Here is a 26,131-nt window from a genome sequence, read left to right on the forward strand (position 1 = left end):
TCAGCGTTATGGGCATTATACCCTCTAAAGATCTGCAACATTCTATAACGCCCTTTGCGGATGTAGCGGTATTGATCTGGGGGGATAATGCCCGGTACTGGATCGGGGCGGGAGTTGCCATGGCTGCATTCGGCGGATTGAACGGCTGGATCCTGATACAGGGCCAGATATCCTATGCCATCGCCAAGGATAAATTGTTCCCTGCCATCTTTGAGCGAAAAAACAAAAAAGGGGTTCCGGCCGCGGGTATCATCATCGGAAGCGTGCTGGTCTCCGTGTTTATGATGATGAATTATACCCGGGGGCTGGTGGAACAGTTTAAATTCATGCTGTTGCTGACCACGCTGACCGTATTGGTTCCTTATCTTTTTTCCGCAGCGGCTTATGCGCTCCTGGTCCTCAAAAAAAAGGAAACCGGAAAAAGACAGCGGGTGGGTGCGCTGGTGATCGCCTCACTTGCCTTTATCTTTTCATTATGGGCCGTAATAGGAGCTGGACAAACCGTTGTCTTTTGGGGTACCCTTCTGTTGATAGCAGGGATTCCCTTTTACGTATGGGTCGTTTGGAAGAGGAAAGTATCCGAAAAAGGGAAATAATAAATAAATTATGGCAACCACCTGTCAGTCGGAAATAGGAAAGTTAAGATCATTATACATCAAGCGGGCGGCAGATGCGCTGATCGATGAATCGCGTCTTTCCCTGGAATGGAAAGGGCTTAACTGGACGGACAAACCAGACCTGGCCAAGGCCTTGGCCGAATACGAAAAATTTGAAACCATTATAAAAGAGACGGGAACAGAGGTCCTTTATTTTCCCCGGGACCAAACAGTAAGTATCGATTCGATTTATTGCCGGGATGCCGCCATCAGTACGGATAACGGTATGATCCTTTGTAATATGGGTAAGTCCGGCCGTAAATATGAACCTTCCGCGCAAAAAAAAGCATTCGAAATAAATGGTTTGCCGATACTTGGTACCATAACAGGCCCTGGTACGGTAGAAGGCGGCGATGTGGTATGGCTGGATGAACGCACGCTGGCGGTCGGGCACACTTATCGTACCAATGCTGCGGGTATAAAACAGGTGGAGGAATGGCTGAACCCCTTGGGCATTGAAGTGATCACCGTTCCATTGCCGCATTACAAAGGCCCTTCGGATGTGTTTCACCTGATGTCCATCCTAAGCCCGGTGGATAAGGATCTCGCTGTGATCTATTCTCCGCTGATGCCGATCGGATTCAGGAATCATTTGCTGGGCCGCGGTTTCCTGCTGGTTGAAGTTCCGGACCAGGAGTTCGATTCCATGGGTTGTAACGTCCTGGCACTTGGTCCGCGGAAATGCCTGATGGTTGCAGGTAATCCCATTACCGAAGCAGCCCTGAGAAAGGCTGGTTGTACGGTGATCACCTACATAGGGGAAGAGATCAGCGTAAAAGGAGGAGGCGGTCCTACCTGTCTTACCCGACCTGTAGTAAGGGATCGTTAGTCGGATAAAAAAATTTACCACTATGTGGTATTGTTTTTAAAAATAGGATATATACCTTTACGTCCGGTTAGTTACTTAGTCTATTCAATTACTGCATAGAAATTTACTCGAAAGGTTCTTAAGAAAATGATTATTTAATAGCAGGGAATTTCTGACTCTTATCTTCAACCCAAGCACCAGGCTCTACCCGTAGCATCCGTTAACTATTCAAAGTAGAAAGAATTTAATGATTCCTATCCGTATTTATACCTGCCAAGGCACAAGTATAAATACCTGATTCGGCTTCAGCCGATGAGGCTATCTATTTTGAGACGATCCGGACGATCTATTTAGTACATGAGAAACACAGGCCATACATGGGAGTTGATTTTCCCAAAGGGGAATGTATTGTATATGGCTGATGGGATATTTTGAGCCTTTATATTAGTATAAACATTGAATATAAACGTCGATTCTAAACGCTAATTCTACTAAACTCTAATTCTAAACGCGTATGATCCGGACGGCATTGGAATTTATAAAAAAGGAACTGGACGCCTATATCGTGGAACGCGAACAGGATCCCCCCAATTATAGTATCGGAAATGTAGTGGATCTGAAGCCCATTGTTCTGCCCAACGGAACCTTGAATATCACGGACACTACCCATGTCACCATGCAGCTTGTCAGTTTGGAAGAAGAACGAAGAGAAGGGAAACGTCCTTATTATGTACCAACGGCGGATAATAAATTTCTTCGGTTGAACCCACCCGTTGAACTGGATCTGATTGTATTGTTCGCGGCCCATAACAGCCATTATGAAACTGCCTTACGCGATCTTTCGGATGTGGTCAGTTTCTTTCAGGCCAATCCGGTATTCGACGCTACAAGATATCCTTCCCTCAATGCCTCGGTGACGGATCCGGTGAATAAGCCCTGGCAGTTGATCGAAAAGCTTTTTTTCCACCTCATCAACATTTCTTTCGAGGCCCAGAACAATCTTTGGGCCATGCTGGGTGGAAAATATATACCCAGCGCAGTATATAAGATTCATATGATCACGGTATTTGAAACGAGGAGCAACGAAAAAGCGGCCGCGATCAACGAGATCAATTTTATAGAGAACTAAATCGAAACACCTGGCGGATTAACAAATTCGAAAATTCAGAAACATACTTATGTACGGAATTCAGGTCAAATATGTAGAACTATTCAGTCTGTCGGTGGAGCAGTCCTTCTATCAGAATAATATCTGCCGCCGTTATCAGAGTACACCGGTCCTGGACATTTATCTGCAGCCCACTTCCGAATGTCTGGACGTTATGGACCGGATGAATTTCATCTTCCGCAATACAGATATAACGGGAGGTTGTGTAGTCTTCTCCCGTGTATTGGGAAAGAATGGCGGGGGGGATGACCTGCTTCGGTTCCCTGCCAGACCGGATGATAAACTTACTTTCTGGATACTCGTTAATAATCCGGATTTCCTGAACTTCGATGACCTTGTCCCTCAACCGGCACCAGGTAGTTTTTATTATTTCTCCAATCAGGTTTCCGATCTCGGCGCTCCCAGGACAGGGGTCCATCTGAGCATGGATCCTTCCGGCGTGAAGGGTATCCAGGATATCGTTCCCAGATCAGGCTCTTTGTTCCGCTACCATTCTCCGGCGGTAGTTGGAGCGGGAGCTGCGAAGATCAAGCACCTCCTGGGTGGGATCATACTGGATCCTGTTTCCCTCATCACTGATGCCGGCGCGTCCGATCTGGTCTTTAATTTATCTTCCCTGCCCATTGGGACCTGCCTGTTTTCCATCAGCGGTGCTCCAATTCAAAATTTTTATTATTCCGGCGATATTTCCGGGCAGCCCATATTCGGTGTTGTGGAGCTGTCGCTGAGCGCTTTGCTGGCAGCCAATTACCGCCTGATTGAAGCTGACCGTTCGCTTACCCCGCAAAGACCTGCCTACCTGATCCATTTTAAGAATCGCCCGACCACCTGGAGATATACCATACATCTTCTTCCTAATAGTCCGCTTACCCTGGAAATGGCTGCCCTCAGCCCCGCAGATAAGATAACTTTTATCAATGAATTGAATATTGTGACCAATGATACGACCATCCTGTTTAACCGGCAATCCGTTACCGATACGGATATTGTATTCGTGTCCCAGAATCCTGTGGTGCTTCAGGAGAAATATACCTCTTCGACCAGCGCCACTCATGATGCCCTGAGCCTGACCTTAAAAAAATATGTAGGAGACCTCGTCAAAGAGGCCGCTGTCAGAAATGACCTCGCTTTTCCTTCTACAAGGTTGATCGATGCAACGGGACTACCCGCTATTTATTCCGATGTTTTCATAACGATTTAATCATAAACAAAATGGCAGTTTTAAAACTATCAACACCCGGTGTCTATGTGCAGGAAATCCCTACACTCCCACCTTCCGTCGCCGAAGTGGAAACCGCGATACCTGCTTTTATCGGTTATACCGAAAAAGCAGATCGTTTTGCCCCCGGCGATCTGAAAATGATTCCAACAAAGATCGAGGGTTTCACGGATTTTACGACCTACTTCGGCGGGCCACCAACTGAAGCTAACGACAGTGTGACCATTGCCGTAACGGATTACGGCAGTAATAGGTACGATGTGATCGTCACGCAGGATCCCACTAAAAAATCCGTGTACAATCTCTATTATTCCCTTCAGCATTTTTATGATAACGGGGGCGGAACCTGTTATATCGTGTCGGTGGACAAATACGGGGCATTACCGGGTGCTCCCAAGACCGCTGCTCTTAAAGCAGGGCTGGCGCTAGTAGCGGATATCGACGAAGTGACCCTGCTATGTATTCCGGAATCGCAGGTGGCAGACGATTACAAAACTCTGGTGAATGAAATGATCAACCAGGCCTATAACCTGAAAGACCGCTTTGCATTGATCGATCCGGAGCAGGTTACTCCAAAGACGCCGACTAACCCGGTCGGGGGTATTGACGCGGACGTAGCGTTGATTCGTGGAGCCACTTTTACTCCGGACAAAAATAAATATGCTGCGGCTTATTATCCGAACCTGATCAGTACCTATCCGTATAAGTTTGATTTTGATAATCTCGTGATCACTTCCGATACACCATCGGGCATTGCTGCGGCTGTTCCGGATTATACCGGTAAAAAACTCAGCGATGTTGGAGCAGGATCCATCCTTTACTCCAAGGTTCAGACCGCTCTTACCCAACATGTGACGGTCGTTCTTCCGCCGACACCTGCCATGGCCGGAATCTACACCAGTGTGGATAATAACAAAGGGGTCTGGAAAGCGCCGGCCAATGAATCGGTGTCTTCCGTGATCGGACCTAATCTCTCCATTTCCAACAGGGAGCAGGATAGTCTCAATGTCGATCCAACCTCCGGCAAATCGATTAATGTCATCCGGACTTTTCCCGGTTACGGAACCCTGGTTTGGGGAGCGCGTACCCTGGCCGGAAATGACAATGAATGGAGATATATCAGTGTCCGCCGTTTTTTCAACATGGTAGAGGAGTCTGTCAAAAAATCCAGCCAGTGGGTGGTGTTCGAACCCAATACCATCGGTACCTGGGTAAAGGTCCAGGCCATGGTGGAGAACTATCTCTTTCAAAAATGGAAGGATGGAGCGCTGGCTGGCGTAAAACCAGAGCAGGCTTATTATGTAAAAGTCGGATTGGGTACGACCATGAATGCGGTTGATATACTGGAAGGGCGGATGAACATCGAGATCGGCATGGCCGTGGCAAGACCGGCTGAGTTCGTCATCTTTACGTACATCCAGCTGATGCAACAATCCTGATCAGCGGTCCGGGCCCAAAAATAAATAAATTATTGAACTTCTAAATAACGATTCAAATGGCAACATATCCCATACCAGTATTCCACTATAAAGTATCCTGGAACAACACGGACATAGGATTTTCAGACGTTACCGGCTTATCACAGGAGATCCAGGTAATAGAATACCGCGACGGTTTGATGAAACCGCATCAGTCTCCCCTCAAAAGGCCGGGTCAGGTAAAATTCCCCAATGTAACCTTTAAAAGAGGTATAGTGGAAAAGAACAATGACCTGTTCAACTGGTTCAACAACAATGGTGCGCCCAATGTGGAACGCCGTGATATTACGGTCAGTCTGCTCAATGATGAAGGCGATCCGGTGATGGTATGGACCATCTCACAGGCATGGCCGGTGAAGGTCGAAGGACCCGGACTGAAAGCAACGGGCAATGAGATCGCTATCGAATCCATTGAACTGACACACGAGGGTCTTTCCGTTAAAACCACCTAAGTCGTAAAACCATCCAAGCGTTATGGCCACTTATTATCCACCAACAGGATTTCATTTTAAGGTAGAGTTCAACGGCGTATCCGGAATGGGGGACGATAAAGAGCAGCGGTTTCAGGAAGTGAGCGGATTGTCCTTCGAGGTCGAAACGGAAGAACTGGCCGAAGGAGGGGAGAACCGGTTCGTTTATAAATTGCCCAAACGGGCCAAGTATCCTAACCTGGTTCTCAAGAGGGGTCTGGTTACCAAATCTCCTTTTTTGGATTGGTTCAAATCCGCGATGCATACCTATTTCACGGTACCGCTCTATGAATTCAAACCGGCAGATCTGGTGGTTTCGCTCCTTGACGAGGCGGACCAGCCTATCGCAGTCTGGAATATCGTGCAGGCCTACCCGCTGAAATGGTCCTGTTCGGATCTGAAGGCGACTGAGAATTCAATCCTGATCGAGACATTGGAACTGGCGTATCAGTATTTTGAACGCCAGGTCTGAGGATGGAAATAACAGGTCTGAGGATAGAAATAATAAGCAACATTCACATTAAATACAACCAGTATGCCGGTACAGATCAATGAGGTCGTGGTCCGGGCGGTGGTGGATCCCCGACCCGGCCAAAAGCAGACTGAGCCTGAATGCCCTCCTTCCGGCAACAGCGGCTCCGATTCGGATATCATGGAAAAGGTATTAGAAATTCTAAAAGAAAAAGGGGAACGATAATGGATACCCAAAGCGCGGCAAAACTGCCCTTCAATCTCAAGATACTTCCTACCACCAAGGAAGGCATCCCGAATGGCATACCTTTTATTTGCATGTTCAACCCGGATACCCTGGCCATCAGCGAAAATGTCAGCTGGAATGGTGATTGCGGTCCCGGCCAGAGCGGTTCGGATCCTACCTTCAACAGGGTGGATCCGAGGACTTTTACCATCGAGTTCACCCTCGATGGGACAGGGGTCAATACCAATGGGGTAAAAATCCCGGTTACTATTCAGATAGCCCTGTTCCGTTTGGCCACTACTACTTTACAGGGATCAAGTCACCGGCCTCCTTATCTGCTGGTACAATACGGGACCTTTATCACCACTTGTATCATCAATTCGTCCACGGTCACCTATACGATGTTCGACATGTTCGGGTTCCCGATAAGGGCAAAGGTATCGGCCAGTTTTACGGAAAGAACTTTAGGAACGCTTGGTGCTATATTGGGGGCCTTATCCTCTCCCGATCTGACACATCTGGTAACCGTAAAGGACGGAGATATACTCCCGCTGCTTACCTACCGGACCTATAATGATTCCCATTATTATCTCCAGGTGGCTAAGGTGAACAGGCTGAAAAATTTCCGAAAACTAAAGCCCAATTCTGTTTTGACCTTTCCACCCATTACTACCCAATAATTTCATTTATTTACAAACGTTAAACCCCCTCTTTCATGCCGGACGGTTTACCACCAGGAGCTCAGCCACCCACCGATGTAGTGACCACCAAGGTATTTATTAACGGTACCGTATTGAGCAATGAGATCACACTTGCCCAGGTTACGGTCAATAAGACTTTTAATAAAATTTCCTGGGCCAAACTGATTTTTATTGATGGGTCAGCATCCGACCGTGATTTTCCGTTAAGTAACGATGATAAATTCAAGCCGGGAAATCCTGTTAAAGTGCAATTAGGGTACCACGGGGATGCAGATACGGTTTTTGAGGGGGTCATTGTCAAACATGGTATTAAGATCCGTCCGGGAAGCTCTTCCCTGTTAATGATCGAGGCCAAGGATAAGGCGATCAAACTAACGGGTTCCCGTAAAAGTGCCTATTTCCTGAATAAAAAAGACAGTGATGTATTTACCGATCTGGCCGCCGGGCTGGATACCGATATAGATCCAACGACGGGACCTGCCCCCAAACAGATGGTCCAGTTCGATAGCAGTGACTGGGATTTTATCGTCACCCGCGCCGAGGCCAACGGGATGCTGACCCTGACGGATGATGGAAAATTGCTGGTCAAAAAACCGGACACCTCCGGGTCGCCTGTATTGACAGCGACCTATGGACAGGATATCTGGGAATTCGAGGCGGAAATGGATGCGCGGAGGCAGTCGCAGTCGGTCATCAGCCGTTCCTGGGATTATACCCGGCAGGCGAAAGAAGAATCCGATAGTGGATCGGCCACTTTCAGCGAGAACGGCAATCTTTCTTCGGATGATCTGGGAACAGTACTGGCGGCTGATGTCGTGCTTAATCATACCGGGCATCTCACACAGGATCAATTACAGAACTGGTCGGATGCCTATGCATTACGCAACCATCTTTCCAAGGCTGCCGGAAGAGTACGGATAAAAGGAAAAGCTGCAGTAAAACCTGGCAATATGATCACCCTGGCGGGAGTAGGGGATCGTTTTAGCGGGAATGTTTTTGTCACCGGGATCCTGCATCATTACGAAGGTTTCTGGCATACAGATATCCAGTTTGGGTGGAGAGAGGAATGGTTCTTTCAAAGAGAAGATGTTATTAACAAACCTGCCTCCGGCCTTTTGCCGGGTATCAACGGTCTGCAGATCGGCATCGTGAATGAAGTTGTCGATAATGAGGATGGCGGGCAGTTCAGGGTGCAGGTAAAAGTGCCTACGATCGATTCGGGAGAACCGGGGATCTGGGCAAGGGTGGCTACGCTGGATGCAGGTGCGGACCGGGGTGTTTACTTCCGGCCGCAGGTGGGGGATGAAGTGGTCCTGGGTTTTCTGAATGACGATCCGAGGGAACCCATCATACTGGGTTATCTGCATAGCAAGGATTCCCACAGCTCTCCGATAACGAACGATCCGTCTTCCGAGCAATATGGATTCGTAACCAAACAAGGCACCAAGCTGATATTCGATGAAACGAAAAAAAGTATGACGCTGCTGGTGACGACCGATTCCGGAGAAAAATCCATTGTCCTTAACAGCGATGGCGGCGGTCTGGAATTGACGGATGAAAATACGAACAGCATCAAAATGGATACATCGGGGATTACCATCCAATCCGGTTCCGGAAATATTACGATAAAGGGACTCAAGGTAATGATCAATTAAAATATAAAAAATGGGAGCAGCGGCAAGAGTAACCGATAATCATATTTGTCCGGTCATTAACCCGGATACAAGCCCGCATACGGGCGGACCTGTCAGTACGGGAATACCGACGGTGCTGATCGGGGGGCAGATGGCGGCAACGAAAGGAAGCGTATGTGTCTGTGCAGGCCCTCCTGACAGTGTCTCCATGGGATCGCTAACGGTTTCGATCGGCGGTCAGCCGGCAGCCCGCCAAGGTGATCAGACGGCCCATGGAGGCAGCATCGCAGCAGGGCTGCCCACGGTGCTGATCGGGGGGTAAAAGAATAAAAAAGCTTAACGATAAAAAAAAATATATGGCAACGACAGATCCCTCTTTTTTAGGTACGGGCTGGGGGTTTCCGCCCACTTTCCGCCGCGAATGGTATGGCGTGGAAATGTTATCGGGGAACGATGATATCCGGAGCAGTATCCATATCATTATGGCTACGATCACCGGCGAGCGGGTGATGCTTCCCAATTTCGGGTGTGACCTGCAGCCTTATATATTCGATACCATGAACCCTTCCACACTGGAACTGATCAAAAAAATTGTGCATGATGCCCTGGTTTTCTATGAGCCAAGGATCATCGTGGGTGATCTGGAGGCCACACCTTCACAGGAAGAAGGAATATTGAACATCAATGTTCAGTACACGGTCATCGCCACGAATACCCGTTATAACTATGTGTATCCATTTTATATCAACGAAGCTACCAACGTAGACCGGTGATCCATAACATCAAATAGCATATTCCCATGTGTAACTGTTCCTGTCATTCTGAAATAAACCGTGATGGTTCCGGCCAGTTGACCCGTTACCTGAAAGCGCTGGATCCGCAATACGCGCCTATTGATGAAAGAAATCCGGAAGAACTGCTGGTTTTTGCCAGGCGTTATGCAGAACAAATCCGGTTCTATGACATCCCGGCCAGCAAGATCGCCGATCCTACCGATCCGGCGAAGATAAGCTGGAAGGAATTTTTCAGACGCGACATGGCGGTCATTGCCGCTTCGATCGGGGTAGTGGATACGGCCCAATGGAAGACCAATTATGATCTGATCCGTTCCAATCTCGATATTGCCCCCACACCTGATCTCTTTATCTCCCTTTTTCCCCCCGTCCTTACCATCCTGACCCAGATCGATCATTGGTATTCCATCGCGATCCCGGAAAATCCGTTACGCCAGGATCTGTCTCTTGGCATAGCCTCTTCGCTGAAGGATTCCGTGAAAAAAATGATTGCCTTTGAAATGGGATATAAGGCACTGTATAACAGCCCGGCTCTGAACCTGGATTTTTCTTCAGTAGAAAATCCTGATATCTGGGGTATCAACGATCCTGTAGTTACCGATACAAGTATCTTCGAAGGGCCGCATGATGCCGATAAATTTCGTAATGCCGCATTATACATGGACGATGTATTTCTTAGTTTCTATGGATTCATCACCCAACTGGTCGGCAGCTCCGATAACTATCTGCAGTTTGCGCTGGAACGATATCCTGCCCACCAGCCGCATATGGCTTTATTCATCACCTTCCTCCAATTATTCCAGGTCGCCAGGGATCAGTTCAACGGCCTTACGGGTAAAATGCTCGATTACTATTACCGGGAAGTATTGCAATTGCCGGAGAAACCCTCCATACCCGACAAAGCTTATATCGTATTTGAATTGGCCAAGGATGTGACAGCCTATGATCTTCCGTTGGGCACTGCTTTAAAAGCCGGAAAGGACGATACGGGGATCGATCAGATTTATGCGACTGAAAATGACTTTGTCATTAACCAGGCAAAAGTGAAGGAAATGAAAAATTTCTTTCTCGAAAAATCCTCCGTCACCCTAACCGGTCTAAATAATGCAACAAAGGTGGTTAACAAGCTGGTAGGTTATTATGCCCGGCCGGTTGCTAAATCACAAGATGGTTTTGGAGCACCTATTACCGATCCCAGTGGTAAATGGGTCACGTTCGGGAAAGGGAATCCGTTGGACAATCCCTCTAAAAATCCCTGCGACCTGGTTGATCAGGTGAAAGAAGAGTTAGGTCGTATCGACAGAAGCCAGATCGGGTTTGCCATAGCCTCCCCGCAATTGTTACTGCAGGGAGGGAAACGGATCATCCGGATGCGGATTGCAGGATTAAGTCGGGCCCTGACCGATGTGAGCGCCAGCGGCCAATTAAGCACTGTAAAAAGCCCTTTCCATATTTATCTTTCCGGGCAGAAAGGCTGGCTCGGGATTTCCCGATTGATGCCTCAGGACGAATATGACGGCCTTACCCAGTACCTTCCGGCAGGTATCATTAATCCGGATGCAGTCAACAGCAACGGCGATACCAATATTGCCACCGGGTATTATATGGAAGATGACCATGAAACTGTTTTTATTTACCTGGGACCCAACGAGCAGCCGATCGTCAATTACGATCCTAAGCTGCATAAGGGTGCGGATTATAAGACGCTCTATCCTGTCATGCAGGTATTACTGACTCCGCAGGTCGCCTTGCAGGAAGATGTTTTGACCAATATGCAGGTAAGTCAGTTGAGTCTGGAAGTACAGGTGGGTAGTATATTTCCTTCGGGCACTCAGTTAAATACTCCTGTTATCGGAGCCTTGAATATTCCACAAGAATTATTGTCCAATCCTTTGTATGATGGATTGCACCAGCTTGTTCTGCAGAATGATGATGGGGCTATCCCTGCGGATAAGCCTTTCGATCCTTATACCGCTTATCCGGACGATGGTAAGTCTCTGTATATCGGAAGCTCAGAAGTATTTAACAAACCCCTTGGACAATTGGCCGTACAGGTGCGACGGAATTACGATAAACGATTTGTATTTAAAGTCAATTCCTCGCTGGAGCATAAGGCTGTACCAGGAAAAAAGGCAGCTCAGGATAAAACGGCTCAGGATAAAAATGCAGGACTCGAAAAAAAGGCGGTATTAACCCCTCATGCCTTTATTCCTCCATCTACCATAGAAGTGGCCGTACGCACCAACAGTGATTGGGTTGAATTGTCCACGGACACAGGCGGCAGCATTTATCCGGCCGATCTTCCGGATAATATATTGTTTGTCAGGGATATTTCGAATGCAACTACCCGTTCTGCCGCTTTTCCACTGGTCCGCAAACCGGTTGAGGATGTTACTGCCTGGAATAACCAGGTAGATAAGGGTTTTCTTCGTATCACCTTTGCGAGGGAGAACGCAGACACCCATCCCATCACGATGCAGGACAGCCAGGCCATAGCGCCAAAATTAAAAGTAAAGGAGATTGCCCTCAGCTATCATTCTGTCCTCCCTGTCCTGGAAGGAGGGATCGACCAGTTCTTTCATATCTATCCCTTTGGTGTAACCGAGACTTTTTTATCCGGTCTCGAAACAGGAGTTTATTCGCCCGGTCGTTTCCTAAACAAACCGGCAAAGGGATATACCTATCTGGATAATCAACGGGCAGGTCTGCTGGTGGATGCCGGTAACCGCCTGTTTCCTCAGTTCACCTATGCCAGCCCATATTCGGTGCTGGACAAAGCTCCTGCACCCCCCAAACCTGTATATCAGATTCAGGCCGGGCAGGGGAATGAATTTTTTCATTCCGATAAAAAATTGACTGGAATCTCTAATGCCCTGGATTTGGTGGCGCAACGGCTGCCTGCGGCTGAGGCACGTTTTGATTATCCGCAGGTCGTATCGATGGGGGCTGGTTTGAAGGACCGGCAAAATTCCCTGAACCAGTATTCAGGAGTGCTTCAGGAAGAAGGGCTCCTGTTCATCGGACTGGAAAAAGCCGTTCCCCTGCAAACGCTTTCCCTGTTATTTCAATTTGCCGAAGGGAGTGCTGCCGATGAAGACGACGATCCGCCTCCTGTTCACTGGTCCTATTTAAGTTTTAATCAATGGAAGCCCCTGAAAGGGGAGAACCTGATCTCCGATGGAACCGTCGGGTTCCAGGCCACGGGTATCATCCGAATCGAAGTACCTGAAGATGCCAATGACAAGCATACGATCCTGACCAATGGATTGACCTGGTTCTGTGCCAGTGTAACGGAGAACGCAGACCGCATACCGGAACTGATCGATATTGTGGCGCAGGCTGCGGAAGTGGTATTCCAGGATAAAGGGAACAGCTCTACTCATTTCGATAGTTCATTGCCGGCCGGTAGTATCGGTAAATTAGCCACTGCTGTCGACCAGGTGAGCAAGGTGCAGCAACCGTTCTCTTCCTTCGACGGCAAACACAGGGAGACCCCCAAAGAATATTATACGCGGGTGAGCGAACGATTGCGGCATAAGGGCAGGGCTATCAATGCCTGGGATTATGAACATCTGGTGCTGGATCGTTTTCCCGGTATCTATAAAGTGAAATGCATCCCGCATACCGATCCCAATTGTCTGTGCAGGCATTCAAAAGTTACCACCACACATCCGGACAATATCACAGGCCGGAGAGATATAGGGGGCAATCTATCGGTTGACCGCGCTGAGGTTTTGCTGGCAAATGCATTCCGCAGGTTGGTTTATACACAGGACCAGCCTTCAGGTGGTCAAAGTGGTCATACTGTTGCCTCGACCTGCTGTGGTCCCCAGGTGGCACCCGGTCATGTGTTACTGATCCCTGTCGCATTCCTGAAGAACAGGAATGCGGTAAATCCGCTCAAGCCCAAGACCAGCCGCAGAACGCTCCTGGATATCCAGGCTTTTTTACAGCAACGCGTATCTCCCTTTGTTCATGTGCATGCCAAAAACCCGGTCTACGAAGAGATCATTGTAGCCTTCCGGGTAAAATTCTATCTGGGATACGATATAGGTTATTACCTGAAACAGTTAAATACGGACATTGTACAATATCTCACGCCCTGGGCATTTGATGAAACGGCCGATCTGGTTTTCGGCCAGAAAGTGTATGCCTCTTCAATTATAAATTTTATCGAAAAACGTCCCTACGTTGACTTCATTACCGATTTTTTTATGGCTGTCTGTAAGGACGAATGCTGTCCGAAACATGATCACGGCAAGGAACCTGCGCCCCCCGCTCAGGGCGGCACAACGGGAGGGCCCGGCAATACGGGTACTGGTGCCGGAGGCACCACAGCTGGTCCGGTTTCCGATACCGGAGGAGTTGCCGGTCACTTTTCCGATGATCTGGCCATGGCGATTAAAAAGGCCTGTAATTGTGAGGAAGTATTTTACCTGGTGGCAGGGCAAACCAAATTCAGGGGAGAGATCGTAGCGGTGCCTTCCGGGCCCCGTTCTATCCTTGTCTCGGTTCCGCAGCATATCATCGTGCCCTATGAGGCACCTGATTCAATGTCCCCCTGCGACAGGAGAAAATTAAATGGAGTGGCCCAGCCGCCTGCTCCGGTGCCTCCGGGCAATCCGGATCCCGATCGACCCGTTCCCGGTCAGCCGGTACCGGTAAAGACCTCGCCAACCCAACCTGCACCATCGCAACCCGCACCCGCCCAGCCGGCTCCTGCACCAGCCCCGGCCCAACCGGCTCCTGCCCGACCCGGCGGCTTTCAGCCAGTACAACCCATTCATTTGGCTCAGGAACCCTTTCATCCGGCTCAGCCCGCACCCGCCGCGGTTCCGGGGCAGGCTACGGCCGTCACAGCAACAGGGCACCCGGATCCTGTTCCCGTTAAGCCGGCTGCGGAGCTCGCTAAGGATCATCCTGTCAAACAAGCCGCAACAAAAAAAGCCTCAGTCAAACCGGCACCGGTAAAAAAAGCGCCACCTGTTCATCCTAAACCTCCGAAAGGAGACGCTTGAATAGCGGCCCGGAATGAAAATGAATACACCATATAAAACGAGCAAATCATGCCAGATCAAGTCTCATTGATAAAAGCCAATCCCCTTCTGCCTGCGGAAGATTATGAGGCCATGCGTAAACAAGGGATCGGTCAGATCGCCGCGCTGAGCAACGCTAACTGGACCGATTATAACTTTTCCGATCCGGGTATAACCATCCTGGAGGCGGTAGTATACGCTATCACGGATCTGGCTTACCGGACCGGTTTTGAAGTAAAGGATCTCCTGGCCCCTGCAAACCTGACTGCCGATACCTGGAACCAGATCTTTTATACGGCACGCCAGATACTCCATAACGCGGCACTGACCATTGACGACTACCGCAAACTGATGATCGATGTAACAGGTGTCCGCAACGCCTGGATCACTCCTGGTAAGGACTATGAAGTTCCCGTCTGGATCGATTACAATGCCTGGGATCACCGGCCTGATACCGACTGCGGATGTATTCCCGCCAAGACCAAACTTTGCCTTGGAAAGCTGGGGCTGGACCCGGTTGACCTGACCAAATACCAGGCAGCCTGGGATAAACGTAAACTGGAATTGACCGGAGGCCCTAATACCGTAGGCGGCGTCCACCATCCCAAAGGAACCAGGAACGAGACTGATTTTATCAACATGGGGGAACTGGAAAAACTGGATGCCCAGATCAATGATTTCAAAAAACAGATCCATGAATTGAACGAACAGATCAAACCGCTGGAACGGCAGTTGGCTGATGCAATTAAGGCCGGCGATACTGCAAAAGCAGACGCACTCAGGGCAAAGATCGCCCCGCTTCAGAAACAATATATCACCATCTCCCAACAAAAGGACGCTTTCGTGACAGCCAACGAAACCAACAGGCTCAGACTTATCGATGAATTAAAGCTGATAAACCGGACAGCTCTCGCCAGTAAGATCGTCGAGATCGAAGGGCTGTACGATATCATGATCGAATATGAAGAAAATATTACCGATACCGAAGAGCGGGAAACTATCCGGCAAAAAGTCGTCGAGCGGCTTTCAGCCAACCGTAACCTTTGCGAGGACGTCATGAGTGTAAATGCCGCGGAGTATGAAGATTTTGGAATCGGCGCCTCCTTTGTTGTGGAGGAATATGCAGATACCGATAGTATCCTGGCCCAGGTCTTTTTCCTGATCTATAAATATTTTAGTCCTTCGGTTCCGTTCTATACGATCGAACAGATGCTGGATAAAGGGTTCCAGATGGATGAAGTTTTTGAGGGGCCGGCCCTGGATCACGGCTTTGTAGATAGCGCCGAACTCGAAACCACGGACTTTTTCCGGGATATTCATCTGTCCGATCTGATCAATTCCATTTCCGATATCAAGGGTATCATCGCCATTACTTATCTCCACTTACCTTTTTCCGGGTTTAAGAAGGATGTCAGTCATTTATATTTTAACCGCTGGATCGAATTTTTGAAAGAACAGCGGAAGATCGCACGGATCCAGCCTGCACTTTCCCAGGTTGTATTTTGTAAGGAACGCGAAGTCATCACCTATTATGTGGGGGATACAGGAGACCGCAGACCGGAACGGATGCTGAAATTATTCAAGGACATGAAGACCCTTGAACGCAAATACAAACTGGAGGGCGTAACGACGGATCTTCCTATACCCGTAGGAGAAAATATGGAACTGGAAGATTATTACCCGGTGACCTATTCCCTGCCCATGTGTTACGGCGTGAGCGAACGGGAAGGCTTAAACGCGACAACCGATCCTACCCGGATTGCGCAGGCCCGTCAATTACGGGGATATATGTTATTCTTCGAACAGATCATTTCCGGATACCTGGTCCAATTGGATCATTTACGGGACCTGTTCAGCTTCGACGACAGTGTTCAGCAAACCTATTTTACCCGGGTGTTAACCGAATTCCAGGGACTGCAGGAACTGATCATCGATCAGAATAACCGGGGAGCGGATCATTTCGATCAGATCGTGGCTGATTTTGCCAAACTGCTGCAGGATATGACGGAGCCTCAATCCCTGTTCTATTCGCGGCGTAATAAATTCTTAAACCATATGCTGGCACGGTTCAGCGAGGATCTGAGCGAATACGAGGCGCTTACCCGCTGGCTCACACCCGTAAATGCAGACCAGAGGCTGATCGGCGATAAGATCCGGATCCTGAAGGACGGAGAATATATGCATATTTCCAGCGAGCGCGGTCTGGGCTACAATTATTCATTGCCTGACAGCTGGGATTCCGCCAATATTTCCGGTGCAGAGAGAAGGATCGGACGGTTGCTGGGTTTTCCGAAGGTGGAATGCCGCAGCCTGGCCCCCGATTATTTGGTCAGCGAACCTTCACTTCAGACCGATGATAAAAAACAAACGACCCAGAAAAAGGATGTCTTCGGCAATTTGCTGAATGTGATAAAATTGCTTGACCCGGATGACAATACGATCATACTGCTCACCAGCCGGGATGTTAAAGATGGTTGCTGCACCGAACTCCTGATGACCCAAATCCTGGAACACGGAGACGACCGGCAATATTATTTGCCCGGTCAGGATCTGAAAAGAAAAACACGGAAAACTGCTGGTGCAGTAGGCGCTTTCTGGTATGATCTGGTAGATGATCTGGATCCGGAAAAAGCAGTGAAGATTGCCAGCACCGATCAATTCGATACCCGTCAAAAGGCTGATGATGCCTTGCAACGGATCCTCGATACGATGACAATGATCGACAATAACGAGGGCCTTCACCTGGTAGAGCATATTTTATTGCGCCCTAAGCTGGATATCGAACAGGACGAACTGAACCAGGTCATTCCTGTTTCCTTATTGAATATCTGCCTGGATAACTGCGATCTCGGGATCGGCCTTGGGGAGGGTGTCGATTACCCCCATTACCGGACGATCATTACCCGGGTGCCCCCTGATAAATGTTATGACGATATGCCCTGGGTCCTCAATTACTGGAAAGCGAAAGCCCCATCGGGGGTAATCAATTATCCTTTTTTATTCCAGCAGGTATTTACCGATACAACTCCGCCGGTGCAGATGAAATTCCGCCAATATGTGAAATTAACCCGGCGCATACAGGACCTCCGGGAATTTGGTTCGGAAAGGATCAATTATAAGATCGTCAATAACGGAGAAACGACAACGGAAGCAGGGTTGTTTTATGGATTTATAATTACGCATGGAGATGACGGAACGGTACTGGCTCAAAGCCTTTACGAATACAAACAAAGGGATCCCAAAACCAACCTGCCGGTAGACAATGATGTGGAAGACGCGATCCGTGACCTGATGCTGTACTTTGGTTATGAGCTGGACCTCTATTGCGAGGCAGATCCCTGTGACAGTAATGAAGATCCCTATTCTTTCCGTGCTACGATAGTCATTCCCTGCTGGCCAAAAAGGCTTAGGAATGCTACCTTCCGGAACCTGGTCGAAAAGACCATACAGACTGAATCTCCGGCTCATGTGCAGATACGGGTAGTCTGGGTAGGCATCGATGAGATGAGGCGTTTTGAAAAAGTATATTCCGACTGGTTGCAGGAAATGGCGCAGACCGAAATGCCAAGCTATGAAAAGGTGAACCCCCTGGTTGATGTGCTCAATACCCTTCAGCCTTGCGGTGTCTGTGATGACGGATGTTGAACCTGGGAATAGTTGAGCCTGACAATAATTCCTTACTATATTTAAAATAACCGGATGACGCACCTGATCAACAAATTAAAATTTGACCTGACCTGTTCTGCGGAGCAACAGGCTTTTGATTTGCGACAGGAAGTCTCGACAGTGCTTTTGGATGAAGTTAGGGATGGGATGGATCTGATCTGTTCAAAATATGTCGGGGAAGAAGAATGGATCGTACTGGATCATTTAGAAATAGATGCAGGAGCGTTCTCTATTCCTTCCTTTGGTAGTTCCTTCACGGGAGTTTTTCTCCAGGAGTTTGAAAAGGCGCTGAAAAAAAAATTGGATCCGATCTCCCGGGAAACGCGTCATCGATCGCAGTTATCTTCCCAGTTGGAACTATTTGAGCATCTGTTCACCATAGGAACCCTTCCCTGGTGGGGCGCAAACCTGGTTACAGAGCCTGACAAACTGGTATCGGATTTGCTGGACGATCAACCGGAAGCCTTTGTTCAATTATTACTAGCGCACCAGGCCGACGGTACTTTTTGGAAAAGGATAGGCTGGCAGTTGAGTGCTCCCGTCCGTGCGCGGATCATTAATTTAATTCCTGCTCTGACTGTGGCAACTGATTTTCTGGAGGGCTGGTTGGCAGGATGGCTGACTACTCTGCCTGCCGCCAATGAAGAAACAAAAAAGACAGCAGAAGAAAAATTGCGGTTATGGATACTGAAAAATGCGCCCCGTGTTTTTAATGTACCTGTGGCTTCGTTATTGAAACCACTTATCCAGGCCAGTTTGAAAGAATTATTTCCTAATGCCGGTCTTCAGACGGGGGAGGCAGCGTTTATTTCCGATCTGGTCCATTCAGGAACTGGTGACGCAGATAAAACCGGACAGCCGGATGCCTACCGGCCAAACCAGTTATTTACCCTGCAGGACAAAAAAGAGAAATATTTTATAAAAGAGGCTGGTATAGTTTTGTTAGCTCCATATTTCAAATTGTTTTTTACAGAACTTGGCTTATGGCAAAATGATCAGTGGACGGATAAGGACGCTTCCTATCGTGCCGTACACCTGCTAAAATATTTAAGTACCGGTAGTCAGAATCTGCCCGAATTAAGTATGGTTTTGGAGAAGATCCTTTGTTCATTTTCTCCGGATGAACCTGTGCCAAGGGATGTCCTGCTTACGACAAAGGAAATTACCGAGGCGGAAGGCCTGCTGTCCGACGTGATCGGGCATTGGAAGGCGTTAAAAAACACATCGGTCAGTGGGCTGCGGGAAGGTTTTCTCAAACGGGATGGATTACTGACCAGACAGGACAGAGGCTGGCTGTTGCAGGTAGAAAAAAAGACCCTGGATGTTTTGTTGGAAAAGATTCCCTGGAGTTATGGCCTGGTAAGATTACCCTGGAACGAATACCTCGTTACCGTGGAATGGTAAGAAAAGATAAAAGATTAAAAGTGAATAGGATAAAATTGAGTATAGCTTAAACGAGATGTAAAAAAAAACGTATGGATAAGGATGAATCAATCGTGGTAGCGCCTGTTTCCAATGCGGACAGGCTGACCCGCAATGCAGCGAGTCTGGCCCGGGAAATCAGTTGGTTTGCCCGTCTGGTCAACGTTCGTTTAAAGGCTTATTTTCCGGAAAAGGAAATAAAAGAAATGGAGATCAAACCGGATAAGGATCCCGGTCTGATGCAAAAACTATTTGCCAGAAAAAAGACGGATCAGGGCCCGGGCGGCGCCATGGGACCCCTGATCAATGTGGACCAGCCGGTCTCGGGGAATATAGACACAACTCCACCGGACCTGTCCGGAGATCATTCTGTATTTGCCGAGTTCGTAAATTATTACAAACTCAGTGCGGAAGAAAGGGTATTGCTGATATTAGCCCTGATCCCTCATGTTCAGCCTCATTTGCTGGATGTGTTTTTTTCCGTGAATAAATCATTGGGTAGAGGGTATACCGAATTCGGAGGAGTTAAAGGCAACCGGCATTCGGGATTTATTCCGACAGTCGAAACGGTACTTTTTATCCTGGCAGGCAACGATCTGGCTCAGCGGTTCAGCGTCTACCAGTATTTTGAACCTGATCATATCTTCCAGGCGCATGGTATAATCGTCCTTGACCAGGGGTCAGGGAATGAACCTTACTACAGCAGTTCGATCAGCATTTCGGAAGAGTATGTGGATTTTTTCACTACGGGAAATTTCCGTAAGCCTCCCTTCAGTCTTGAATTTCCTGCCAAAAGGCTTACGACGAATATGGATTGGAAGGATCTGGTGGTGGATGAATTCACGGCTCAGCAACTCGATGAGTTGCGTATCTGGCTTCAGCATGGCCGCACTTTGTATGAGGATTGGGGGATGGGCAAAAAACTTAAGCCAGGCTATAAGGCCCTGTTCCACGGGCCTCCGGGAACTGGCAAGACACTGACGGCTGCCTTGCTGGGGAAACTCTATAACCTGGACGTATACCGGGTGGATTTGTCGATGGTCATTTCCAAATACATCGGGGAGACGGAAAAGAACCTGGAAAAAGTATTTAAAAAAGCGGAGAACAAAAACTGGATCCTTTTTTTCGATGAAGCGGATGCTTTATTCGGAAAGCGTACCAGTATCACCGATTCTCATGATAAATATGCCAACCAGGAGATCGCTTATCTGTTGCAGCGTCTGGAAGACTATCCCGGGCTGGTGATCCTGGCTTCCAATATGCGTAATAATGTCGATGAGGCATTCACGCGTCGCCTCCAGGGAATCCTGCATTTTCAGAAACCGCAGCCCAGGGAACGTCTTCGTATATGGAACAATTCCTTTAGTTCAGAGTGTCAGCCTCCGGCTAAGGAAGATCTCGAAAGGATTGCCCAGCAATATGAACTTTCCGGAGGCGGGATCATGAATGTCATTCAATTTGCTTCCTTAAGGACCCTGAGCAGGAATGAAAAAGCGATCAGGGTCGACGACCTGGTGGATGGGATCAAAAAGGAATTCCGGAAAGAAGGCAAAACATTATAAATGCCGATTGTTTCACCGACATAAATAGTCAACTATGCATGCTGAACGATCAACAGCCGGAGAAGGAAATGCCGTGGAGAACGCGGCATCCATTGTGCGGTCCGATACGCAAACGGACCTGAAACCGGGATCCCGGACTCAGGGCCTTTCGATTGGAGCGGTAAATGATCCCATGGAACAGCAGGCGGATTCTATGGCCAACCGCATCATGCGTATGCCGGAATCTCCTTTTGTACAACGAAAATGCGGACACTGTGCGGAGGAGGATCTGCAGGCACGTACCAAACCGATCGGCGGGGGTGTACAAACCGCGCCAACAGCATCGGGTGCCTCAACGGCATCGGCGGTCTCCGGATCGGGTTCCGGTGCTTCTACTGCCTCTGAATCGGTTTCCGGACAGATCCGCTCTTCCCTTGGAAATGGACAGCCCTTGCCATCGCCGGCCAGGACCTTTATGGAAAGTCGTTTTGGCTCCGATTTTTCCGGGGTGAATATTCATACGGGCAGCGAGGCCACCCATTTGTCCAATGAATTAAATGCACAGGCCTTCACGGTTGGCAAAGACATTTATTTTAATCACGGAAAATTTTCGCCGGAATCATCGGAAGGCAAACACCTGCTGGCCCATGAGTTGACCCATACCCTGCAACAGGGCGGAGGATATACAGATGGGGAAAAGGAGGGGAGTCCGGTTCGGAAAATGGCCATTCAGCGATCGGTAAAGGACAAAGCATGCCAGGTGCATGCTTTCGATAATTCCAATCCCAAAGACGATGCCGTGATTGTAAAGGAAACTCCCAATACTATCGGGGTTAGCAGTGTAGATGACCTGGTAACGAAGACCAACGCCTATATCAATAACAAGGATAATGATTGCAAATGTGTTTCCAAACTGGAGATCAACGGACATGGGACCGATGGTTATCAGAGCGTGGGCAACGGAAATATCTATTCAAACGATGAAAAGGCGCTGGTGCATGATTCTACCAAACCGCAACTGGAAAAATTAAAAGGCATCAAATTCTGCGATAGCGGAATGCTTTTATTAATGGGTTGTCATGTCGGTCAGGGCAAGGGGAAAATCCTGGAGAAAAGGGTCTCCAATATCCTGCCCGGTATTCTGATCGGGGGAGCGGAACACTATACTTTTGGAGCGGGCATGGGCAAAAAAAAGATAGTAGACAACGAAGCGGATGTGGACAATAAAAAACACCAGGTACATGGAAGCGGGACCCCCTTTATCAATTCTCCGCATGTGCGCTGGTATTTTACTTCCAAGACAGGAGAGGAATATACCAAGGGCTCCGACGATACTCCCGCCGATGTGGAAATGAAACTAAAGACTGCTGATAAAGTAAAAGTGGTTACCCCGGATGGGAAATCGATAAAAATAAAATAAAAATGCGCGAAACCGATCCGGTCATCAGTATAGAATACAGATTATTCCATGGATTTGATTCCGGAGGTAACCCGACCTATCTGAATGGAACCGTAAAAGATCAGAAAACCCTGGAGAGCATTCGTGATTGTATCGATGGGGCAATAAGATCCAAACATTTGTACAGTGCCGTTTCACTGGGAGAATTGAGAATGATCCATAAGAGCGGCCGGGTACCTTCTGTGAAGCTGATCTATGACCTGAAGGCTGGCAGGTATGATAACCTGGCCTATATCGAAAACGAATTATTTGTGGCTTGTATTGAATTGGGGACCCTTTTGGACTCCCTGCGAAGGGATAATTCATGAGCCCTGAAGGAAGACTGGGTTAAACCCATGCACGATCAAACGACCATAACGCCCCCTGCCAAAACAAGCCCCGGCACCACCCCCGAAGGTAAGTCCGCCTGCGAGACAACGGACCGTCAGGATGTATATGAAAATCTGCTGCAACGTCTGCCCATTCAGCGAAAGCTTACTGTGGGCGCTGTGGACGATCCGTTGGAAAAAGAAGCCGATGATATGGCCGGCCGTATCTTGCGTACCCCGGAGACTTCCTTTATCCAGCGGAAATGCAGCCATTGCGAAGAAGAAGATTTACAGGCCAGACGCAAACCGATGGGTATGGACTTAAAGCCCTTCATTCAGGGGAAAGCTTTCATTCAGGCAAAAGGGAACGAGCCAACTTCCTCACATGAACCCATCTCAGGCCCCGGGGGGGCATTTACAACGTCCGCTGCTGTTTCGGAGGGAATTCAATCGACAAGGGGAGGCGGTAGCCCTATTCCGGAAACAACCCGATCTTTTATGGAAAGCCGTTTTGGGACGGATTTTTCCGGGGTGCATATTCATCAGGACGAAAAAGCAGGTCAGTTATCCCGGGAAATAAACGCCCGCGCATTCACCATTGGGAATGATATTTATTTTAATACCGGGATGTATTCTCCGGAAAGCACGGCGGGCAAACACCTGCTGGCGCATGAACTGACCCATGTCCTGCAACAGGGGGGAGGAGGTGTAGAGGGTGTGCAACCGAAATTGATTCAACGTGATGAGGCGGTAACGGATTATCATAAAGGTGGATTTACGCTGAACCCGATCGAAACAAAGGCACATAAAGATGATTCCGGAGTCAATGTAAGCGGTGAAAATTACTGGTATCTGAAATTAAATTCGACTTACCAGTTTGAGACGATTACCTTAACCCAGGTTCCGAAATCCATGAACCCGGATGCCTGGAGCGCCATTCTTTCCAGGGGTTGGGAGAACCGTCCGCCTACCCTGGCCACTGCTGCCAATCCGGCAACTGTTCAGAAAACTGCCTTGGTCCCGATAAGGTTAGGTGTCGTCAGTATCAATCCGGGAACGGCTTACCGGGCTTATTGTGTTTTTGATTATGGTTTCGACGCATCCACCAAAAAACCTACGTTTAAGGTATCGATCCTGCGGTTTGTCGAAGACCCGGGCAAAATAACGGATGTGGACAAGAGCCCGAGGGTCATCGGAAAAAAAGTCGCGGAAGAAACGATGTCGGCGTTGGAAAAGGCCGATCATAATGGTTTTCCCGGGAACGATCTGATGGGGTATTTCAAAAAACATCCGGATGTCAAAGAGACACTGGCGGGTTATCTCGAATTTTCCTACCGGCAATACAAACAAAAGACAGCTGCGGGCGATCTTAATGAAACGCAGATCATACGGATCAATGAAACCAACGGAACGGTAGTCACCCCTTTATTGATGGCCCTGACTTTCCGGGCGAGCCGGGAGGCGGGTCTGTATTATGTGTCCCTGCATTATTCAACGGAAAGCAACAGTACTCCGGCTCCGGATTTTAATACAAAGGATTCCGCAGATTTCGGGATAGAAGATGATCTGGCCAAACATCCGAATGAAGGTACACGCCTGGGAGTGATCAATGGGTTGGATAAGGTCACTGATGAGGATGAAAAAAGGATAGTGAAGAACCTGGCCGTCAGTTATTACACCAATGAATCTACGAAGAACGGCGTAACCACCCGAACCTTCCGGGACACCGAAATCGACCAGATCGTGCCCATTACCCTCAATACCGCAGATCCGGCCAAAACCGAGTTTAACTATTATACCTTTATTATTCATAAGCCCGATGCGCAGGGATTGATCAATATGGATGTCCGTAAGATCGGCAAAAAAGGGGACGCCGTTGTCGGGGATCCGGATAAAGGGCTGGTGGGAAGGATCCCGGGTTTTGCAGAGGCCGCCTTCGATGCCGATGGTAAGGAGACTACGGCCAAACTGATCAAATGGTTACAGGCCAGGTACAAGGGAATAAAGGAGGCCGATATAAAGGCCGCCACGGTCAAAGAAATTTCCGATAAAATGAATGCCCTGATCGATACCGGTTCCGGAGCGGGAAATTGGTTCAGTTCAAATTACGGCATTACGATCCTCGATACCGCCGGGGCAAAGGCGAGACTAAAGACCACGCATAAATTAACGGACAGTCAGTTGGCCGGGGTCAAGGATTTTACGACCGCGGAGCTGAAGATGGTGGAGCTGGCGCTGGAAAAAATGTCCTTACCTATGTTAAAGGATCTTAAACAGGTCTTTATGGCCAGACAGGTTCAATCCCAGATCCCTGCTTTCGTGGATGCGAGCGGGTTAACTCAGCCCGGCGGATATATATTTACGAAATCGACCCGGGTCATCACTTCTTCGAATGGCAGTACGGTTACTGTTTTTGATTCCGCTTTCGGCAATAAAGATAGATTTTATGGCGGTGCCCTGGGAGTTAATCCTTCGGATTCCTCTGTCTTTTCTCATGAACTGGGACATGTCATCGGCAATACCATCATCGGCGGCAAACACGGTAATCCCACGATCCAGGATCAGTTCAATAAATTTTATAAAGACCAGGGCCTGACCCCCATAACTTCCTACGCCAGGGATACATCGGCCCCCGGAGTACATTCTCCGGAATCGGAGTTCTTCCCCGAATCCGTCCTGTTATTTAATCTGGACCCTGAATTCCTGTTGAATAACCAGCCGCAGACCTATCTGTGGTTCCTTTTCCTGCAACAAACGGGGACGGCCCCCTCCCTGGATAAGATAAAATCCCTGATCGCTGTATGGTCCGCCCTGAAAACCGCACAGGGTGAGAGCTCCGTTTCTTCGGCCACCCTGGTCTATTTTCTTTGGAATGCCTATGAGACCCGGGCAGGAAAAGACCCCGATCCCGATAACACGGCTACCCTGATTTTAATAATAGCCACTTTTCCCAAAGAAAAAAACAGGCAGCTCCGGACCGACGAAACGGACGGCCTCGTAAAAAAATGGCTTGCCTTCGTCAAAAAACAAAAGAAACAACCGGCGGCTGATGACCTTAAAACATTTTTCTGATC

Annotated in this window: 19 protein-coding genes; all 19 read left to right on the forward strand. The window is 48.6% G+C overall.

The window, feature by feature from the left end; genetic code table 11:
* A partial coding sequence (locus ACX0G9_RS00005) for an amino acid permease (RefSeq protein WP_459062771.1) occupies positions 1 to 596 on the forward strand: 596 nt, incomplete at its 5' end.
* Positions 597 to 606: 10 nt separating this feature from the next.
* Positions 607 to 1,485, forward strand: a complete 879-nt coding sequence (locus tag ACX0G9_RS00010) for a dimethylarginine dimethylaminohydrolase family protein (RefSeq protein WP_459062772.1) — start codon at positions 607 to 609, stop codon at positions 1,483 to 1,485.
* Positions 1,486 to 1,978: 493 nt separating this feature from the next.
* Entirely contained in the window at positions 1,979 to 2,593 is a 615-nt protein-coding gene (locus ACX0G9_RS00015) for a DUF4255 domain-containing protein (RefSeq protein ID WP_459062773.1), read from the forward strand.
* Between the two features lie 49 nt (positions 2,594 to 2,642).
* Complete coding sequence (locus ACX0G9_RS00020; protein WP_459062774.1) at positions 2,643 to 3,833, forward strand: hypothetical protein; 1,191 nt, start codon at positions 2,643 to 2,645, stop codon at positions 3,831 to 3,833.
* 11 nt (positions 3,834 to 3,844) lie between these two features.
* Positions 3,845 to 5,290 carry a phage tail sheath family protein gene (locus ACX0G9_RS00025; RefSeq protein ID WP_459062775.1) on the forward strand — a complete coding sequence of 482 codons (1,446 nt, stop codon included), beginning with the start codon at positions 3,845 to 3,847 and terminating at the stop codon, positions 5,288 to 5,290.
* A 56-nt stretch (positions 5,291 to 5,346) separates the two neighbouring features.
* The gene (locus ACX0G9_RS00030; RefSeq protein ID WP_459062776.1) at positions 5,347 to 5,781 is read left to right on the forward strand and encodes a phage tail protein; all 435 of its coding nucleotides are present in this window, start codon (positions 5,347 to 5,349) and stop codon (positions 5,779 to 5,781) included.
* 22 nt (positions 5,782 to 5,803) lie between these two features.
* The gene (locus ACX0G9_RS00035; protein ID WP_459062777.1) at positions 5,804 to 6,271 is read left to right on the forward strand and encodes a phage tail protein; all 468 of its coding nucleotides are present in this window, start codon (positions 5,804 to 5,806) and stop codon (positions 6,269 to 6,271) included.
* 63 nt (positions 6,272 to 6,334) lie between these two features.
* Entirely contained in the window at positions 6,335 to 6,496 is a 162-nt protein-coding gene (locus ACX0G9_RS00040) for a DUF5908 family protein (RefSeq protein ID WP_459062778.1), read from the forward strand.
* Complete coding sequence (locus ACX0G9_RS00045) at positions 6,496 to 7,176, forward strand: CIS tube protein (protein WP_459062779.1); 681 nt, start codon at positions 6,496 to 6,498, stop codon at positions 7,174 to 7,176. The genes ACX0G9_RS00040 and ACX0G9_RS00045 overlap by 1 nt, the downstream gene beginning before the upstream one ends.
* 35 nt (positions 7,177 to 7,211) lie before the next feature.
* A complete protein-coding gene (gene vgrG, locus ACX0G9_RS00050; RefSeq protein ID WP_459062780.1) occupies positions 7,212 to 8,852 on the forward strand; it encodes a type VI secretion system tip protein VgrG in 1,641 nt (546 codons plus the stop codon).
* A 10-nt stretch (positions 8,853 to 8,862) separates the two neighbouring features.
* Entirely contained in the window at positions 8,863 to 9,153 is a 291-nt protein-coding gene (locus tag ACX0G9_RS00055; protein ID WP_459062781.1) for a PAAR domain-containing protein, read from the forward strand.
* Between the two features lie 34 nt (positions 9,154 to 9,187).
* On the forward strand, positions 9,188 to 9,604 hold the full coding sequence (locus tag ACX0G9_RS00060) for a GPW/gp25 family protein (protein WP_459062782.1): 417 nt from the start codon (positions 9,188 to 9,190) through the stop codon (positions 9,602 to 9,604).
* 26 nt (positions 9,605 to 9,630) lie between these two features.
* Positions 9,631 to 14,643 carry a hypothetical protein gene (locus tag ACX0G9_RS00065; protein ID WP_459062783.1) on the forward strand — a complete coding sequence of 1,671 codons (5,013 nt, stop codon included), beginning with the start codon at positions 9,631 to 9,633 and terminating at the stop codon, positions 14,641 to 14,643.
* Positions 14,644 to 14,691: 48 nt separating this feature from the next.
* The gene (locus tag ACX0G9_RS00070; RefSeq protein WP_459062784.1) at positions 14,692 to 18,306 is read left to right on the forward strand and encodes a hypothetical protein; all 3,615 of its coding nucleotides are present in this window, start codon (positions 14,692 to 14,694) and stop codon (positions 18,304 to 18,306) included.
* 54 nt (positions 18,307 to 18,360) lie between these two features.
* Positions 18,361 to 19,731 carry a contractile injection system tape measure protein gene (locus tag ACX0G9_RS00075; RefSeq protein ID WP_459062785.1) on the forward strand — a complete coding sequence of 457 codons (1,371 nt, stop codon included), beginning with the start codon at positions 18,361 to 18,363 and terminating at the stop codon, positions 19,729 to 19,731.
* Positions 19,732 to 19,802: 71 nt separating this feature from the next.
* Entirely contained in the window at positions 19,803 to 21,311 is a 1,509-nt protein-coding gene (locus ACX0G9_RS00080; protein WP_459062786.1) for an ATP-binding protein, read from the forward strand.
* A gap of 34 nt (positions 21,312 to 21,345) precedes the next feature.
* Positions 21,346 to 22,710 (forward strand): eCIS core domain-containing protein, encoded by a 1,365-nt coding sequence (locus ACX0G9_RS00085; protein WP_459062787.1) that lies wholly within the window; start codon positions 21,346 to 21,348, stop codon positions 22,708 to 22,710.
* Positions 22,711 to 22,712: 2 nt separating this feature from the next.
* Complete coding sequence (locus ACX0G9_RS00090) at positions 22,713 to 23,057, forward strand: hypothetical protein (RefSeq protein WP_459062788.1); 345 nt, start codon at positions 22,713 to 22,715, stop codon at positions 23,055 to 23,057.
* Between the two features lie 27 nt (positions 23,058 to 23,084).
* Positions 23,085 to 26,129: an eCIS core domain-containing protein gene (locus tag ACX0G9_RS00095; protein WP_459062789.1), complete on the forward strand. Its 3,045-nt coding sequence runs from the start codon at positions 23,085 to 23,087 to the stop codon at positions 26,127 to 26,129.
* The last annotated feature ends 2 nt before the right edge of the window (positions 26,130 to 26,131 follow it).

It is taken from the genome of Flavitalea flava, assembly GCF_054461575.1.

Excerpts from the sequence above, each read along its gene's own strand:
- ACX0G9_RS00010 (WP_459062772.1), top strand. The coding sequence starts at position 607 with ATGGCAACCACCTGTCAGTCGGAAATAGGAAAGTTAAGATCATTATAC.
- ACX0G9_RS00015 (WP_459062773.1), top strand. The coding sequence starts at position 1,979 with ATGATCCGGACGGCATTGGAATTTATAAAAAAGGAACTGGACGCCTAT.
- ACX0G9_RS00020 (WP_459062774.1), top strand. The coding sequence starts at position 2,643 with ATGTACGGAATTCAGGTCAAATATGTAGAACTATTCAGTCTGTCGGTG.
- ACX0G9_RS00025 (WP_459062775.1), top strand. The coding sequence starts at position 3,845 with ATGGCAGTTTTAAAACTATCAACACCCGGTGTCTATGTGCAGGAAATC.
- ACX0G9_RS00030 (WP_459062776.1), top strand. The coding sequence starts at position 5,347 with ATGGCAACATATCCCATACCAGTATTCCACTATAAAGTATCCTGGAAC.
- ACX0G9_RS00035 (WP_459062777.1), top strand. The coding sequence starts at position 5,804 with ATGGCCACTTATTATCCACCAACAGGATTTCATTTTAAGGTAGAGTTC.
- ACX0G9_RS00040 (WP_459062778.1), top strand. The coding sequence starts at position 6,335 with ATGCCGGTACAGATCAATGAGGTCGTGGTCCGGGCGGTGGTGGATCCC.
- ACX0G9_RS00045 (WP_459062779.1), top strand. The coding sequence starts at position 6,496 with ATGGATACCCAAAGCGCGGCAAAACTGCCCTTCAATCTCAAGATACTT.
- vgrG (WP_459062780.1), top strand. The coding sequence starts at position 7,212 with ATGCCGGACGGTTTACCACCAGGAGCTCAGCCACCCACCGATGTAGTG.
- ACX0G9_RS00055 (WP_459062781.1), top strand. The coding sequence starts at position 8,863 with ATGGGAGCAGCGGCAAGAGTAACCGATAATCATATTTGTCCGGTCATT.
- ACX0G9_RS00060 (WP_459062782.1), top strand. The coding sequence starts at position 9,188 with ATGGCAACGACAGATCCCTCTTTTTTAGGTACGGGCTGGGGGTTTCCG.
- ACX0G9_RS00065 (WP_459062783.1), top strand. The coding sequence starts at position 9,631 with ATGTGTAACTGTTCCTGTCATTCTGAAATAAACCGTGATGGTTCCGGC.
- ACX0G9_RS00070 (WP_459062784.1), top strand. The coding sequence starts at position 14,692 with ATGCCAGATCAAGTCTCATTGATAAAAGCCAATCCCCTTCTGCCTGCG.
- ACX0G9_RS00075 (WP_459062785.1), top strand. The coding sequence starts at position 18,361 with ATGACGCACCTGATCAACAAATTAAAATTTGACCTGACCTGTTCTGCG.
- ACX0G9_RS00080 (WP_459062786.1), top strand. The coding sequence starts at position 19,803 with ATGGATAAGGATGAATCAATCGTGGTAGCGCCTGTTTCCAATGCGGAC.
- ACX0G9_RS00085 (WP_459062787.1), top strand. The coding sequence starts at position 21,346 with ATGCATGCTGAACGATCAACAGCCGGAGAAGGAAATGCCGTGGAGAAC.
- ACX0G9_RS00090 (WP_459062788.1), top strand. The coding sequence starts at position 22,713 with ATGCGCGAAACCGATCCGGTCATCAGTATAGAATACAGATTATTCCAT.
- ACX0G9_RS00095 (WP_459062789.1), top strand. The coding sequence starts at position 23,085 with ATGCACGATCAAACGACCATAACGCCCCCTGCCAAAACAAGCCCCGGC.